Genomic DNA, 15,276 nt, shown 5'->3' on the forward strand with positions numbered 1-15,276 from the left:
CGGAGGTTCTCGTTCGTTCAACCAGGCTCGCCGCTACCAACGTCCTGGCCGGGTACATCTAGGCTCACCCGCGTGAAGCGAGCCGTCCGACCTCCCACGCCGCACCCGTCGGGCGCGACCCCGCCCGACCTGCCGCCCGAGCTGGTCCCGCGCCACGTCGCGATCGTCATGGACGGCAACGGGCGCTGGGCCCAGGAGCGCGGGCTGCCGCGCACCGCGGGTCACGAGCAGGGCGAGCACAGCCTCTTCGACGTGGTCGAGGGCGCGATCGAGGTCGGCGTCCGCGCGATCTCGGCGTACGCCTTCTCGACGGAGAACTGGTCGCGGTCGCCCGACGAGGTGCGCTTCCTCATGGGCTTCAACCGCGACGTGATCCGTCGCCGCCGCGACGAGATGCACGAGCTCGGCGTGCGCGTGCGCTGGGCCGGCCGGAGGCCGCGGCTGTGGCGCTCGGTGATCAAGGAGCTGCAGGCCGCCGAGGAGCTGACCCGGGGCAACGACGTGCTGACGCTCACCATGTGCGTCAACTACGGTGGCCGGGCCGAGCTCGCGGACACCGCCCGCCGGATCGCCGAGGAGGTCGCCGCCGGCCGCCTCGACCCGCGCAAGGTCGACGAACGCGCCTTCGCCCGGCACCTCTACGTGCCCGAGGTGTCCGACGCCGACCTGGTGTGGCGGACGTCCGGGGAGCAGCGCCTCTCCAACTTCATGCTCTGGCAGGCGGCGTACGCCGAGCTGGTCTTCTCGGACGTGCTCTGGCCCGACGTCGACCGGCGCCACCTGTGGGCCGCGGTGGAGGAGTACGCCCGGCGCGACCGCCGCTACGGCGGCGCGACACCGAGCTGAACAACGGTTCAAAGCCCCCGCCGGCGCAAGATCTCCGGCGCCGTCCCCCCGAAGGTGAAGGACCGTTCGAACTCGTCCGACCCGTGACGAGTTCTGTCATCCTGTGCGTGGGGCGGTAACAGGAACACACGGTGCGTGGGGAGGAGGGGGCTGATGAGTCATGTGCTTCCTTCTCACGAGCCTGCCCAGGAGTCGCTGACCGGGCGCCTCTTCTTCGCCGAGGATCCCGACCCCCGCGTCCTCCAGGGCGTCTTCGCCCTCATGTGCTGCCTGTCCGGCGCGCTGCTCGTCGCCGGCGGCAGCACCGCCACGCTGGACTCCTGGCCCGGCCTCGCGCTGGTGATCCTGCTCGGCCTGAGCGGACTGGCCGCCCTCGTCCCGTGGGACCACGTCCCGACGTGGGCGCTGTGGGTCCTCCCGCTGGCCGACATGGCCCTGCTCGGGATGGCCCGGCTCAGCGACTCCTCCAACGGCATCGGCATCCTGGTGGTGGTGCCCGCGATCTGGCTCGGACGGCAGTTCGGACGCCGGGGGGCCGTGGTCTCCGGCATGGCGGCCGTCCTGCTGGTCGGCGTCCCGAGCATCGCCTACTTCGGCGTCAGCGGGACCGACCTGGCCCGGCTGGTGGTCATCCCGCTCGTGGCCGCCTGGGCCGCCGCGGCCGTGGCCGCCGGCATCGAGGCCATCGAGCGTGGCCGGCGCGAGGCCGAGCGACGTGGCGAGCGGCTGACCGAGGCGCTCGAGGAGCTCGACCACCAACGGCTCTTCTCCCAGGCGATCCTCGACACCGTCGACGTCGGTCTGGTGCTGCTCGACAAGGACGGCGACTACCGGGCCATGAACCGCCGGCATGCCGACTTCATGCGGCTGGCCTTCCCTGACGGTCATGACGGCCGGGCCGGCCAGACCGGCCGCGTCTACCTCGCCGACGGCACCACGCCGTACACCAGTGAGCAGATGCCAACCACCCGGGCAGCGCGGGGCGAGGAGTTCGACGACGCGCGCATGTGGGTCGGTGCAGATCCGCGCACCCGCCGCGCGCTGTCGGTCTCCGCCCGCAGCGTGGTCAACGAGCAGGGCGAGTTCGCCGGCGCCGCCCTCGCCTACAAGGACGTCACCGACTTCATGCGCGCCCTGCGGGTCAAGGACGAGTTCGTCTCCTCGGTCTCCCACGAGCTGCGCACGCCGCTGACCTCGATCCGGGGGTACGTCGACCTGCTGCTCGAGCAGCCCGGGCTCGATGAGGAGTCGACCCAGTTCCTCGGCATCGTCAGCCGCAACGCCGACCGCTTGGACCGGCTGGTCGCCGACCTGCTGCACACCGCACAGGTCGACGAGGGCCCGATGCACGTCGTCCGCACCCGCACCGACCTCTCCGCCGTGGTCCGCGAGTCCGTCGAGGCCGCCCTGCCGGTCGCCGACATCGCGGGGCTCTACCTCGACCTCGAGACCCCCGAGCACCTGTGGGTGATGGTGGACGCCCAGCGGATCGCCCAGGTGGTCGACAACCTGATCTCCAACGCGATCAAGTACACCCAGCAGGGCGGGGTCTCGGTCCGGGTGACCGAGGACCTCACCCGCGTGGAGATCGCGGTCAGCGACACCGGCATCGGCATCGAGGCCCGCGACCGCGACCGGCTCTTCACCCGCTTCTTCCGCGCCCGGCACGCCGAGGAGCAGTCGATCCAGGGCGTCGGGCTCGGCCTGTCGATCACCAAGTCGATCGTGGAGAGCCACGGCGGACGCATCGAGGTGGAGAGCGAGATCGGCAAGGGGTCGGTCTTCCGCGTCCGGCTGCCGCTGGACGCGGTGGCCGCCGAGTAGCGGCGCACGCGACGACCTCCCGACGTCATACGTCCCGGCGGTCCTGACCGACGGGACGTATGACGTTCGCGGTGGGTCAGCGGCAGCGCGGGCAGGTGCCGAAGATCTCCAGGGTGTGGCTGACGTCGGAGTAGCCGTGCTCGTCGGCGATGGCGCGGGTCCAGCGCTCGACGGTGGGCCCCTCGACCTCGACGGTCGAGCCGCAGTCGCGGCACACGAGGTGGTGGTGGTGGGTGCCGGAGCAGCGCCGGTAGATCGCCTCGCCGTCCTCGGTGCGCAGCATGTCGACCTGGCCGGCGTCGGCGAGCCGCTGGAGGGTGCGGTAGACGGTCGCGAGGCCGACCTGCTGGTCGTTGCGCGCCAGCAGCTCGTGGATCTCCTGGGCGGAGCGGAAGTCGGTGAAGGTGCCGAGGACGTCCGCCACGGCCCGTCGCTGCCGCGTCGGCCGCCCGCCGGTCGGGGTGGGCTCAGTGCTCGTCATAGTGCGCTCCGTGCGGTGCGTGCCGGTGGCCGCCGTGCACGTAGTCGACGTGGTCACCGTGGGGGACGGCGACGTGGCCGCAGTCGGGGCCGTGCTCGTGCGGGTGCTCGTCGGTCACGAGGTGCTCCTCGGGCACCGGCCCCGGGAAGGGCGCCCGCAGGCGGGCCCGGTGCCGCAGCCAGGCGCCCACCGGCCAGGTGATGACGAACCCGGCCAGCGCCAGCAGCACGATGCTCGAGCCCGGCGCCACCGTCACGCGGTACGACGCGAGGGTCGCGATCACCAGCCCGCCGACCGAGGCGAGCACGCCGACCAGCATCGCGGCGCCGAGCGTGCTGCGGAACGACCGCGTGAGCTGCTGGGCGGTCGCGACCGGCACCACCATGAGCGCCGAGACGAGCAGCAGTCCCACGGTCCGCATGGCCACGGTCACGCTGACCGCGGCCAGCACCGCGACCATGATGTTGTAGACGCGCACCCGCAGCCCGGCCACCTGGGCGAACTCCGGGTCCTGCGCCACCGCGAACAGCTGCGGCGACAGCCCGACGCACAGCCCGACGACCACCACGGCGAGCCCGATGGTCACCCAGACGTCGGTCGCCGAGATGGTGAGGATCGAGCCGAAGAGGTACTGCTGCAGCCGGGCCGCGCTCTCGCCGCCGAGGCCGGTGAGGAAGACGCCGCCGGCCAGGCCGCCGTAGAAGAGGAGCGCGAGGGCGACGTCGCCGTTGGTGTGGCCGCGCTCGCGGATCACCTCGATCAGCACGGCCCCGAGGACCGCCACGACGACGGCGGTCCAGGTGGGGGAGGTGCCGGTCAGCAGGCCGAGGGCGACACCGGTCACGGCCACGTGGCCGATGCCGTCGCCCATCAGGGCCAGCCGGCGCTGGACGAGGTAGGTGCCGACGGCGGGCGCGGCCATGCCCGTGAAGAGGGCGGCCAGCAGGGCGCGCTGGAGGAAGGGCAGCGAGAACAGCTCGAGCGTGCTCATCGGCGTTCCTCCGTCCGGGGCTCGAGCGGCGAGGCGACGTGGGGGGCGTGGTCGTGGTGTGCCGGGCGCTGGTGGTGGTGGGCGTGCGCGAGCGCGTCGTCGGGCACCGCCCCGTCGTGGACGACCCGGCCGTCGCGCAGCACCACGGCCCGGTCGACGAGGTCGGTGAGCGGGCCCAGCTCGTGCGCGACCAGCACGATCGTCGCGCCGTCGGCCTTGAGGGCGGCGAGCGCGTCGGCCAGCGCCTGCTGGTTGGCCGCGTCGACGCCGGCGGTCGGTTCGTCGAGGAAGAACAGCTCGGGCTCACCCGCCAGCGCGCGGGCGATCAGGACCCGCTGCTGCTGGCCGCCGGAGAGCTGCGCGACGCCGTCGTTGGCCCGTCCGGCGAGCCCGACCAGGGCCAGTGCCCGGTCGACCGCGGCCCGGTCGTCGCGGCCCAGCCGCCGCAACAGGCGCCGGTGGGTCAGCCGCCCGGCGGTGACCACCTCGCGCACCGAGGCCGGCACCCCTGCGGTCGCGCCCGGGCGTTGCGGCACGTAGCCGACGCGGCGCCAGTCGTGGAAGTCCGCGAACGGCGTGCCGAAGAGCGTCAGCGTGCCGCCGGTCAGCGAGCGCAGGCCGGTGAGGGCACGCACGAGCGTGGACTTGCCCGACCCGTTGGGACCGAGCAGGGCGACGAACTCACCCTCCTCGACGGTCAGGTCGATCCCGCGAAGCACGGGGCGACCCGCGATCGCGACGGAACCCCCGGTCAGCTCGATCACGCGCATCCGTTCGCCTCCTCCAGCGCGGCCAGGTTCTCCCGCATCAGCGACAGGTAGTCCTCGTCGGCAGTCTCCTCGTCCCGGCCCTCGATCGGGTCGAGCACCGCGGTCTCGACACCCACGTCCTGCGCGAGGGCGGCGGTGAGGCGTGGGCTGGCCAGCCGCTCGGAGAAGACCGTGGTGATCCCCTCGTCGCGCACCAGGTCCTGGAGCCGGGCGAGGTCCGCGGCGGTGGGCTCGGCCTCGGGGGAGAGGCCGGCGACCGGGGCGAAGGCGAGCCCGTAGCGCGCCAGGTAGCCGAACGCATCGTGCGAGACCACCACGGTGTCGCGCTCGCAGTCGGCCAGGCCGCGCTCGTACGCCGCGTCGAGGCGGGTCAGCTCACGGCGCAGCTCGGCGGCGTTCGCGGCGTACTCGTCGGCGCCGGCGGGGTCCACCTCGGCCAGCCGGTCCGCGACGGCGTCGGCCAGGTCGGCCATCCGCAGCGGGTCGAGCCAGAAGTGGGGGTCGGTGCCGTCGCCGTCCTGCAGCGGCTGCAGGTCGGCGACGTCGGCGGCGTCGAGCACCTCGCCGGCGGCGTTCTGCTCGACCCCGTCGTCGACGGCCGGCTGGAAGCCGCTCTCGTAGACGACCAGGTCGGCGCCGGCGAGCTCGGCGGTCTCGCGGATCGTGAGCTCGAGGTCGTGCGGCTCGGTGCCGGGCTGCGTGAGGAGCGAGACGTCGACGCGGTCGCCGCCGACCTCCTCGGCGACGAAGGCGAGCGGGTAGAACGCCGCGGCCACCGAGACGCCGTCGGGCTCCTCGGACAGCGCCGCGCAGCCCGAGGCCGCCAGGGCGAGAGCGCCGGTGGCGGCGAGGGTGAGGGCCCGGACGTGCAACTGCATGAGAACCATTCTCAGTTCAGTTGAGAACGATTGTCAACTGCGGTCGCGGGGCCGGCACGGCCTACGCTGCGCGGGTGCTGGTCGTCACCCGTTTCCGCGTGCCCGAGCCCGAGGGCGAGGCGTTCCGCGCCGACCTCGACCGGGCGCACGCCGCGCTGGCCGAGCGCCCCGGCTACCTCGGGGGCCACGTGGGCCGCAACACCGACGACCCCGAGCTGTGGGTGCTCGTCACGACCTGGGAGCACGTGGGCGCCTACCGCCGCGCGCTCTCGTCGTACGACGTGAAGCTGCACGCGGTGCCGACGCTGGGCCGGGCGCTCGACGAGCCGAGCGCCTACGAGGCCGCCGAGCCCGGAAACCCGCTCAACGTGCACGACAGCCGCTCGTTAGGCTGATCCCTCCCGGTCGTCAGCCAGCCGACCGACCACCCCGAACGGAGCCTCCGTGGCCAAGCCGCCCCCCTCGACCGTCGACAACGTCGTCTCGCTCGCCAAGCGGCGAGGTTTCGTCTACCCGTGCGGCGAGATCTACGGCGGCACCCGCTCCGCGTGGGACTACGGCCCGCTCGGCGTGGAGCTGAAGGAGAACATCAAGCGCCAGTGGTGGAAGTCGATGGTCACCATGCGTGACGACGTCGTCGGCCTCGACTCCTCGGTGATCCTGCCGACCCGCACCTGGGAGGCCAGTGGCCACCTGAGCACGTTCAGCGACCCGCTGACCGAGTGCCAGTCGTGCCACAAGCGGTTCCGCGAGGACCACCTCCAGGAGGAGTACGCCCAGAAGAAGGGCATCGCCGACCCCGACTCGGTCGACATCAACGAGTCGGTCGCCTGCCCCAACTGCGGCGCCCGCGGCTCGTGGACCCCGCCTCGCGCGTTCAACATGATGCTCAAGACCTACCTCGGCGTGATCGAGGACGAGTCGGGCCTGCACTACCTGCGCCCCGAGACCGCGCAGGGCATCTTCCTCAACTTCCAGAACGTCGTGACCTCGAGCCGCCGCAAGCCGCCGTTCGGCATCGCCCAGATGGGCAAGTCGTTCCGCAACGAGATCACCCCCGGCAACTTCATCTTCCGCACCCGCGAGTTCGAGCAGATGGAGATGGAGTACTTCGTCAAGCCCGGCGAGGACGAGGAGCTGCACCAGTACTGGATCGACGAGCGGACCCGCTGGTACACCGACCTGGGCATCGACCCGGCCAACCTGCGGCACTACGAGCACCCCAAGGAGAAGCTGAGCCACTACGCGAAGCGGACCGTCGACATCGAGTACCGCTTCGGCTTCTCCGGGCGCGACTTCGAGGAGCTCGAGGGCATCGCGAACCGCACCGACTACGACCTCACCCAGCACAGCAAGCACTCGGGCCACGACCTGTCCTACTTCGACCAGGCGGCCGACGAGCGCTACGTGCCCTACGTGATCGAGCCGGCGGCCGGTCTCACCCGGAGCCTGATGGCGTTCCTCATCGACGCCTACGTCGAGGACGAGGCGCCCAACACCAAGGGCGGCGTCGACAAGCGCACGGTGCTGCGGCTCGACCCGCGGCTGGCGCCGGTCAAGGTCGCGGTGCTGCCGCTGTCGCGCAACGCCGACCTCTCGCCCAAGGCCCGTGACCTGGCCCGCGAGCTGCGGCGGAGCTGGAACGTCGACTTCGACGACTCCGGTGCGATCGGTCGCCGCTACCGCCGCCAGGACGAGATCGGCACGCCGTACTGCGTGACCGTGGACTTCGAGACCCTCGACGACCACGCGGTGACCGTGCGCGAGCGCGACACGATGAGCCAGGAGCGGATCTCGATCGACGCGATCGTGCCGTGGCTCGCTGAGCGGTTCGTCGGCTGCTGAGGCTCCTCCGCGGGCACAATGGCGCCCATGACACGACGCCACGGTCCGGTCCGCCGGACGCTGTCCGGACCGGCCGTCGGGCTGGTGCTCGGCCTGGCCCTGACCTCGACGCTGGCCGCCTGCTCGGGTGACGACGACGAGCCCGGCTCCGGGGAGTCGTCCGCGGGCGCGGCCTCGCCGTACCTGCCGGTGCCCGACGGCGTCGAGCTGACGCCGCAGGGCAGCGAGCTGGCGCTGGGCGACCGGGCGACCGTGGCCTACGAGCTCAACCAGGTCGACCAGGTCGCCGTCGTCGACATGACGGTGACGCGGATCGACAAGGCGACGTTCAAGCTGTTCGAGGGCTGGAAGCTCAGCGACGAGACGAAGTCGACGACGCCCTACTTCGTGCACGTCGACATCACCAACGTCGGTGACACCGACCTCGGCCGGCGCCCTGTCAGCCTCTACGCCGTCGACGGCGACAACACCCTGGTCGAGGCGTCGACGTTCCAGAGCGTCTTCAAGCCCTGCGACGGCGCGGTCTACCCGAAGAAGTTCGGCAACGGCGCCTCGACGAAGGCCTGTCTCGTCTACCTCGCGCCCGACCACGGCGAGGTCACCGCCGCCAGCTTCCGACCGACCGAGGCGTTCAACCCGATCGTGTGGACCGGCGAGATCACCACCGCGGAGCCCACCACCGAGCCGTCGAAGAAGCCGGGGAAGAAGGACCAGGGCAAGCAGGGCTGATTGGGCGCCAGCCCGTCGAGCCGCGACAATGGGCGGCATGTCCGTCCTGCCCGCGCCGCCGCTGACACTGGGTCCGCTGCGCGTCGCGACGCCCGTGGTGCTGGCCCCGATGGCGGGCATCACCAACGCGGCGTACCGCCGGCTGTGCGCCGAGCAGGGGGCCGGGCTCTACGTCTGCGAGATGATCACCAGCCGCGGCCTGGTCGAGGGCGACGCCGTCACCCGGTCGATGCTGGTCTTCGACGAGCTCGAGACCGTGCGGTCGGTGCAGCTCTACGGCACCGACCCGGTCTACGTCGGCAAGGCGGCCGAGATCCTCTGCGCCGAGTACGGCGTGGCCCACATCGACCTCAACTTCGGCTGCCCGGTGCCCAAGGTGACGCGCAAGGGCGGCGGGGGAGCGCTGCCGTGGAAGCGCGGCCTGCTCGCCGAGATCCTCACCGCGGCGGTCGCCGCCGCCGCGCCGTACGACGTGCCGGTCACCATGAAGACCCGCAAGGGGCTCGACGACGACCACCTGACCTACCTCGACGCCGGGCGCATCGCCCAGGAGACCGGGGTCGCGGCGATCGCGCTGCACGGGCGCACCGTGGCCCAGGCCTACTCGGGCCGGGCCGACTGGGAGGCGATCTCGGCGCTCGTCGACCACGTCGACATCCCGGTGCTCGGCAACGGCGACATCTGGGAGGCCGCCGACGCGCTGCGCATGGTCGAGCAGACCGGCGCCGCAGGCGTCGTGGTCGGCCGCGGCTGCCTGGGACGACCGTGGCTGTTCCGCGACCTCGCCGCTGCGTTCGCCGGCGAGCAGGTGGAGACCCTGCCGACGCTCGGCGAGGTGCGCGACGTGATGCGCCGCCACGCCGAGCTGCTCGCCCAGCACATGGGGGAGGAGAGGGGCTGCAAGGAGTTCCGCAAGCACGTGTCGTGGTACCTCAAGGGCTTCCGCGCCGGCGGCACCCTGCGCCACTCGCTCGCGCTGGTCGACTCGCTGGCCACGCTCGACGCCCTCCTCGCCGAGCTCGACCCGGACGAGCCGTTCCCGGCCCACGAGCTCGGCACCCCGCGCGGCCGCCAGGGCTCGCCGCGCAGCAAGGTGGTGCTCCCCGAGGGGTGGCTCGACGACGCCGACGGCGCCGGCTCGCACCTGCGCGAGGACACGGCGGAGACCACCGGCGGGTGACCGACGACACGCCGCCGGGCGCGGGGCCGGGTTTGGGGCGTGCAGACGGGGTATGACAGTGTCGACGCTTCGTCGCTCGGGCGCCCCCTGCCTGTGCGGCACTCCCTCTCGGGACTGACCCCCGTCAGCAACAGCAAAGGATCAACGCTGTGGCCCACCGCCACAAGCGGGACGCCGATGCCCGCCGCACCCCCAGGAAGCTTCCCCGCGCCCGCACGCTGGCCGGGCCGATCGCCCTCCTCGCGACCGTCTCGGTCGTGGGCACGGGCGTCGCCTTCTCCGAGCCGAGCACCCGTGAGGTCCTCGTCTCCAGCAGTGGCTCCTCCGTCTCCGCCGCCGGCGACGAGGTCGAGCGGAGCACCACGTCGCGCTCGACCTTCTCGCGCGCCGGCTACGAGAAGGCGGTCGACGACTACGAGCGTCTGCTGACCCGGGAGGCCACCGAGCGTGCGATCAAGCGGGCGGACACCCGGCTGTGGACGACCGCCCCGCTCAACCTGTGGCTCTCGCCCGACCGCGCCGCCGGCAAGACCGGCGTCCTCGAGGCGGGGGAGAAGGTCCTGGTCACCGGTCGCAAGGCCCGGGGCCGCATCGAGATCGTGGTCGGCGGCAAGGCGCGCTGGGTGACCGGCGGCTACCTGTCGAAGGACAAGCCGAAGCCGGAGCGCGCGAACGCCGGTGTCCCCGAGGTCGGCGGCGCCTGCACCAACGGCACCAGCGTCCCGTCGGGCGTCAGCCCCCACATCGCCGCCGTGCACGAGGCCGTGTGCGCGAACTTCCCGGAGATCACCACCTACGGCACCTTCCGTGGCGACGGCGAGCACGCGCAGGGCATCGCGGTCGACATCATGGTCAGCGGTGACCGCGGCTGGGAGGTGGCGGAGTTCGTCAGGGCCCACCACGACGAGCTCGGCGTCCAGTACGTCATCTACAGCCAGCACATCTGGTCGGTCGACCGGGCTTCCGAGGGCTGGCGCCCGATGGAGGACCGCGGGTCCACCACGGCGAACCACTACGACCACGTGCACGTGACGACGTACTGAGCGGTCGGCGGCCCCTGCGTCGGTCCCGGGTCCTAGAGTCGTCCCGATGGAGTCCCTCGAGGCCTACGACGACGCCGCGCGCGCCCGGTTCGTCGACGAGCTGCCCAAGCGCGTCGACGCGCCCGAGCGCACGCCGTTCGAGCGCGACCGCGCCCGGGTGGTGCACGCGGCCGGGTTCCGGCGGCTTGCGGCCAAGACCCAGGTGGTGGGGCCCCAGACCGACGACTTCGTCCGCAACCGGCTGACCCACAGCCTCGAGGTGGCCCAGGTCGCCCGCGACCTGGCCCGCGCGCTGGGCTGCCACCCCGACATCGCCGAGACCGCCGCGCTGGCGCACGACCTCGGCCACCCGCCGTTCGGCCACAACGGCGAGCGGGTGCTGGCCGAGCTCAGCGAGTCGTGCGGGGGGTTCGAGGGCAACGCCCAGACGCTGCGGCTGCTCACCCGGCTCGAGTCCAAGACCGTCGACGAGCACGGCCGCTCGGTCGGGCTCAACCTGACCCGGGCCACCCTCGACGCGTGCGCCAAGTACCCCTGGCCGCGGGCCCACGCGGGCGAGCCGCAGGGCGTGCACGCCGACGGCTCCCCGCGCCTGGTGCGCAAGTTCGGGGTCTACGACGACGACAAGGCGGTCTTCTCGTGGCTGCGCGAGGGCGTCCACGGCACCCGGCTGTGCGTCGAAGCGCAGGTGATGGACCTCGCCGACGACGTCGCCTACTCGGTGCACGACGTCGAGGACGGCGTCGTGGCCGGCCGGATCGACCTGACCCGGCTCGACCGCGAGGCCGTCTGGGAGACCGTGCGCGACTGGTACCTCCCTGACGCCGACGACGCCGAGCTGGGCGACGCCCTGGCCGGGCTGACCGACGTCCCCTCGTGGCCCTCCACCGCCCACGACGGGTCGCGGGCGAGCCTCGCGGCGCTGAAGAACCTCACCAGCGACCTGATCGGCCGGTTCTGCGGTGCGGCACAGTCGGCCACCTTCGCCGACGGCGCACTGCGGTTCGTGCGCCACGAGGCCGACCTCGTCGTGCCCCACCGGACCCGGCTCGAGATGGCCGTGCTCAAGGGGATCGCCGCTCACTACGTGATGCGCGCCGACGACCGGGTGGCCGCGATGGTCCGCCAGCGCGAGCTGCTCAGCGAGCTGGTCGCCCTCCTGGCCCACCACGGGCCCGACGCGCTCGACCGGCCGTTCGCCGACGACTGGGCGGCCGCGACCGACGACCCCGCCCGGCTGCGCGTGGTGGTCGACCAGGTCGCGTCCCTCACCGACGCCAGCGCGGTCACCCGCCACGAGCAGCTGCGTCGCGGCACCCGGCGGGGCGCCCGGTGACCGGCCCGCTGGTCTGGCTGCCCTTCGAGCCGGAGCTGCTCGGCGACCCGCCCGCCGGCCTGCGCTACGAGACCGTCGACCCCACGGTCGAGGTGCCGGCCTCGGTCGACGAGGTCGAGCTCTACGTCACGCCCTACTCCGTCGGGCCGGCGGTCGCCGAGGTGATCCCGCGGATGTCCCGGCTGCGCGTCGTGCAGACGCTGTCCGCCGGCGTCGACAACGTCCGCGACGCGATCCCCGACGGCGTGAGGCTCTGCAACGGCCGCGGCATCCACGACACCTCGACCGCCGAGCTCGCCCTGACGCTCGTGCTGGCCTCGCTGCGCGGCGTCCCGGAGTTCGTCCGCGCCCACGACCGCCACACCTGGGCCTACCAGTGGCGACCCGCGCTCGCCGACAAGCGCGTCCTCCTCGTCGGGTACGGCGCGATCGGCGCCGCGATCGAGGCCCGACTCACACCCTTCGAGGTCGAGGTGGTCCGGGTCGCCCGCTCGGCGCGTGACGGCGTCCACGCGATCGACGACCTCCCGGCGCTGCTGCCCGGGGCCGACGTGGTGATCCTCTCGGTGCCGCTCACCGACGCCACCCGCGGCCTGGTCGACGCCGACTTCCTGGCCCGGCTCAAGGACGGCGCCCTGCTGGTCAACGTGGCCCGCGGCGCGGTCGTGGTCACCGACGACCTCGTCGCCGCGCTCGCCGCCGGCCGGATCACCGCCGCCACCGACGTCACCGACGTCGAGCCGCTGCCCGCCGACAGCCCGCTCTGGGAGGTGCCCGGCCTCCTGATCTCCCCGCACGTCGGCGGCGCGTCCAGCGCGATGTGGCCCCGCGCCCACCGCCTGGTGCGCGACCAGCTCCACCGCTTCGCCGCCGGCGAGCCGCTGTGGAACGTGATGACGTCCGACTACTAGGCACGGCCTAGACTCCGCGACGTGGCAGGACGGATCCGCGAGGAGGACATCGCCGAGGTGCGCGAGAAGGCGCGCATCGACGAGGTCGTCTCCTCCTACGTGACCCTCCGGCCCGCCGGCGGCGGCTCGCTCAAGGGCCTGTGCCCCTTCCACGACGAGAAGTCCCCGTCGTTCCACGTCACCCCGTCGAGAAATTTCTACCACTGCTTCGGGTGCCAGGAAGGCGGGGACGTCCTCAACTTCCTGATGAAGATCGACGGGCTGACCTTCGTCGAGGCGGTGGAGCGGCTCGCGGACAAGTACGGCGTGCAGCTGCGCCGCGAAGAAGGCGACGTCCTCGACGACCGACCCAAGGGGCCCGCCCGCGCGCGGCTGATCGAGGCGCACCGCGTCGCGCAGGAGTTCTACGCCGGCCACCTCGCCGCGCCCGACGCGGTGGAGGGGCGGCGGTTCCTCGACGAGCGCGGATTCGACCAGGAGTCGGCGGCCCGGTTCGGCATCGGCTTCGCCCCGCGCGACGGGGAGTCGCTGCTCACGCACCTGCGCCAGCGCGGCTTCCACGACGAGGAGACCGTCGCGGCCGGGCTCGTGGCCATCGGCCGCTCGGCGTACGACCGGTTCCGCGGGCGGCTGCTCTGGCCGATCCGTGACGCGAGCGGCGACACGATCGGCTTCGGCGCCCGCCGGATCTTCGACGACGACAAGATCGAGGCCAAGTACCTCAACACCCCCGAGACCCCGATCTACAAGAAGAGCCAGGTGCTCTACGGCCTCGACCTCGCCCGCCGCGACATCGGCCGCTCGAGCCAGGCCGTCGTGGTCGAGGGCTACACCGACGTGATGGCGTGCCACCTCGCCGGGGTCACGACTGCCGTCGCCACCTGCGGCACCGCCTTCGGCGACGACCACGCCCGGGTCCTGCGGCGGTTCCTGCACGACCACGAGGAGTTCCGCGGCGAGGTGATCTTCACCTTCGACGGTGACGCCGCCGGTCAGAAGGCCGCGCTGCGTGCCTTCGGCGGCGACCAGAACTTCGTCTCCCAGACCTACGTCGCTGTCGAGCCCGACGGCCTCGACCCCTGCGACCTGCGCATCCAGAAGGGGGATGCCGCGGTGCGCGAGCTGGTCGCCCGCCGGGTGCCGCTCTACCGCTTCGTGCTCTCCAACGTGGTCGCCAAGTACGACCTCGACCGGGCCGACGGCCGCGTCGACGCCGTGCGCGAGGGCGCGCGCCTGGTCTCCTCGATCCGCGACAAGTCCAAGGTCGACGCCTTCGCCCGCGAGCTCGCCGGGATGGTGGGCGTCGACATCGAGGAAGCCCGCACCGAGGTACGGCGCGCCGCCAACCGCAGGCCCGCCCCCGCGCAGCCCGACCGCCGGGCCGCCACGGCCGCGGCCTCCGAGGCGCCGGCCACCCCGCGCCAGCAGCTGCCCGACCTGCGCGACCCGCGGTTCTCCATCGAGAAGGAGACGCTCAAGCTGGTGATCCAGCACCCCGCAGCCGTCGGGCGCAGCGCGGTCGACGTCGACGGCGACGACTTCACCCACCCGACGTACCGCGCCGTGTGGCAGCTCGTGTCGGCCGCGGGCGGGCCGCCCGCCGCCGCGAACGAGCCTGCCTGGGCCGGGCGGCTGCGCGACGCCGCCACCGACCCGGCGGTCTCCTCGGCGATCGCCGCGCTCGCCGTCGAGCCGCTCCTGACCGCCAAGGAGCCCGACCACACCTACGTCGCCGCGCACGTCTACCGGTTGCAGGAGCTGACCGCGTCGCGCCGGATCGCCGACCTCAAGTCGCGGCTCCAGCGCACCAACCCGGTCGAGCAGGCGACCGAGTACAACCGGATGTTCGGAGAGCTGGTCGCCCTCGAGAGCCACCGCCGCAACCTCCGCGAGCGTGCGGTCGGCGCCTCGTGAGGCGCCGTACCCGCCCTCCGGTCGAGGTGGCCGCGGGGGAGAAGGTGCTCGCGTGGGCGCAGGCCGCGGGCGGAGAGGTCGTCGCGGGCACCCGTGACGCCCTCTACCTCGACGGCGCCCGGGTGCCGTGGGAGGAGGTCGAGTCCGCTGACTGGGACCTCGACCACGAGCGCTTCCGCGTGAGCGAGGTCGGCACCTGGGGCGAGCCGCGCCCGGTGCACACGTTCACGATCCGTGAGCCGGGCAACCTGCTGGTCCTGGTCCGCGAGCGGGTCACGGCGAGCGTCGTGCTCCAGCGCCACGTCCCGTACTCCGGTCGGCGCGGCCTGCGCGTGGTCGCGCGGCGGGCGCCGCGGGGTGACCGCGGCATCTCCTGGTTCGTCGAGTACGACGAGGGCGTCGAGCCCGACGACCCCGACGTGCAGGCCACCGTCGCGGCCGCGCTGGCGGCGGCCCGCGATGAGGTCGGCGATCCCGGGCCCGCCGCCACCGAGGGCGATTTCTCGTGATCCTCGCGGCTTGCTAAGG

At 72.8% G+C, this 15,276-nt stretch carries 15 protein-coding genes; 11 read left to right on the plus strand and 4 right to left on the minus strand.

The genetic code is table 11. The annotated features are described in order from the left end of the window. Nucleotides 1-72: 72 nt before the first annotated feature. Nucleotides 73-846: an isoprenyl transferase gene (locus tag ACFPGP_RS16030; RefSeq protein WP_378591767.1), complete on the plus strand. Its 774-nt coding sequence runs from the start codon at nucleotides 73-75 to the stop codon at nucleotides 844-846. A gap of 153 nt (nucleotides 847-999) precedes the next feature. Further along, complete coding sequence (locus tag ACFPGP_RS16035) at nucleotides 1,000-2,670, plus strand: ATP-binding protein (RefSeq protein WP_378591769.1); 1,671 nt, start codon at nucleotides 1,000-1,002, stop codon at nucleotides 2,668-2,670. 76 nt (nucleotides 2,671-2,746) lie between these two features. On the opposite strand, the gene ACFPGP_RS16040 is transcribed toward ACFPGP_RS16035, so the two are convergent. Genes ACFPGP_RS16040 through ACFPGP_RS16055 form a run of 4 tightly spaced genes read right to left on the minus strand, consistent with a single transcriptional unit; the run spans nucleotide 2,747 to nucleotide 5,790 of the window. After that, a complete protein-coding gene (locus ACFPGP_RS16040) occupies nucleotides 2,747-3,151 on the minus strand; it encodes a Fur family transcriptional regulator (protein ID WP_378591770.1) in 405 nt (134 codons plus the stop codon). Then, nucleotides 3,138-4,142, minus strand: a complete 1,005-nt coding sequence (locus ACFPGP_RS16045) for a metal ABC transporter permease (RefSeq protein WP_378591771.1) — start codon at nucleotides 4,140-4,142, stop codon at nucleotides 3,138-3,140. Before ACFPGP_RS16045 ends, ACFPGP_RS16040 begins: the two co-directional genes overlap by 14 nt. Then, nucleotides 4,139-4,912 (minus strand): metal ABC transporter ATP-binding protein, encoded by a 774-nt coding sequence (locus ACFPGP_RS16050; protein ID WP_378591773.1) that lies wholly within the window; start codon nucleotides 4,910-4,912, stop codon nucleotides 4,139-4,141. The genes ACFPGP_RS16045 and ACFPGP_RS16050 overlap by 4 nt, the downstream gene beginning before the upstream one ends. Then, nucleotides 4,903-5,790: a metal ABC transporter substrate-binding protein gene (locus ACFPGP_RS16055; RefSeq protein WP_378591774.1), complete on the minus strand. Its 888-nt coding sequence runs from the start codon at nucleotides 5,788-5,790 to the stop codon at nucleotides 4,903-4,905. Before ACFPGP_RS16055 ends, ACFPGP_RS16050 begins: the two co-directional genes overlap by 10 nt. Nucleotides 5,791-5,864: 74 nt before the next feature. Between ACFPGP_RS16055 and ACFPGP_RS16060 the strand changes: the two genes are divergently transcribed. The 9 genes from ACFPGP_RS16060 to ACFPGP_RS16100 all read left to right on the plus strand — a co-directional run bounded on the left by ACFPGP_RS16060 (nucleotide 5,865) and on the right by ACFPGP_RS16100 (nucleotide 15,257). Then, nucleotides 5,865-6,185, plus strand: a complete 321-nt coding sequence (locus ACFPGP_RS16060) for an antibiotic biosynthesis monooxygenase family protein (protein ID WP_378591776.1) — start codon at nucleotides 5,865-5,867, stop codon at nucleotides 6,183-6,185. A gap of 49 nt (nucleotides 6,186-6,234) precedes the next feature. Next, a complete protein-coding gene (locus ACFPGP_RS16065) occupies nucleotides 6,235-7,635 on the plus strand; it encodes a glycine--tRNA ligase (RefSeq protein WP_378591777.1) in 1,401 nt (466 codons plus the stop codon). Nucleotides 7,636-7,662: 27 nt separating this feature from the next. After that, a complete protein-coding gene (locus ACFPGP_RS16070) occupies nucleotides 7,663-8,364 on the plus strand; it encodes a hypothetical protein (RefSeq protein ID WP_378591778.1) in 702 nt (233 codons plus the stop codon). 37 nt (nucleotides 8,365-8,401) lie between these two features. Then, nucleotides 8,402-9,544, plus strand: a complete 1,143-nt coding sequence (gene dusB, locus ACFPGP_RS16075; protein ID WP_378591780.1) for a tRNA dihydrouridine synthase DusB — start codon at nucleotides 8,402-8,404, stop codon at nucleotides 9,542-9,544. A 149-nt stretch (nucleotides 9,545-9,693) separates the two neighbouring features. Then, nucleotides 9,694-10,587, plus strand: coding sequence for a VldE C-terminal domain-containing protein (locus ACFPGP_RS16080; protein ID WP_378591781.1), 894 nt, complete (start codon nucleotides 9,694-9,696; stop codon nucleotides 10,585-10,587). Between the two features lie 46 nt (nucleotides 10,588-10,633). Then, a complete protein-coding gene (locus ACFPGP_RS16085) occupies nucleotides 10,634-11,923 on the plus strand; it encodes a deoxyguanosinetriphosphate triphosphohydrolase (RefSeq protein WP_378591782.1) in 1,290 nt (429 codons plus the stop codon). Beyond that, entirely contained in the window at nucleotides 11,920-12,834 is a 915-nt protein-coding gene (locus ACFPGP_RS16090) for a 2-hydroxyacid dehydrogenase (protein WP_378591783.1), read from the plus strand. Before ACFPGP_RS16085 ends, ACFPGP_RS16090 begins: the two co-directional genes overlap by 4 nt. A 21-nt stretch (nucleotides 12,835-12,855) precedes the next feature. Further along, on the plus strand, nucleotides 12,856-14,748 hold the full coding sequence (gene dnaG, locus ACFPGP_RS16095) for a DNA primase (RefSeq protein WP_378591785.1): 1,893 nt from the start codon (nucleotides 12,856-12,858) through the stop codon (nucleotides 14,746-14,748). Continuing rightward, a complete protein-coding gene (locus ACFPGP_RS16100; protein ID WP_378591786.1) occupies nucleotides 14,745-15,257 on the plus strand; it encodes a hypothetical protein in 513 nt (170 codons plus the stop codon). Before dnaG ends, ACFPGP_RS16100 begins: the two co-directional genes overlap by 4 nt. Nucleotides 15,258-15,276 lie beyond the last annotated feature (19 nt).

This window comes from Nocardioides taihuensis, from assembly GCF_042657275.1.
Classification (GTDB): domain Bacteria; phylum Actinomycetota; class Actinomycetes; order Propionibacteriales; family Nocardioidaceae; genus Nocardioides; species Nocardioides taihuensis.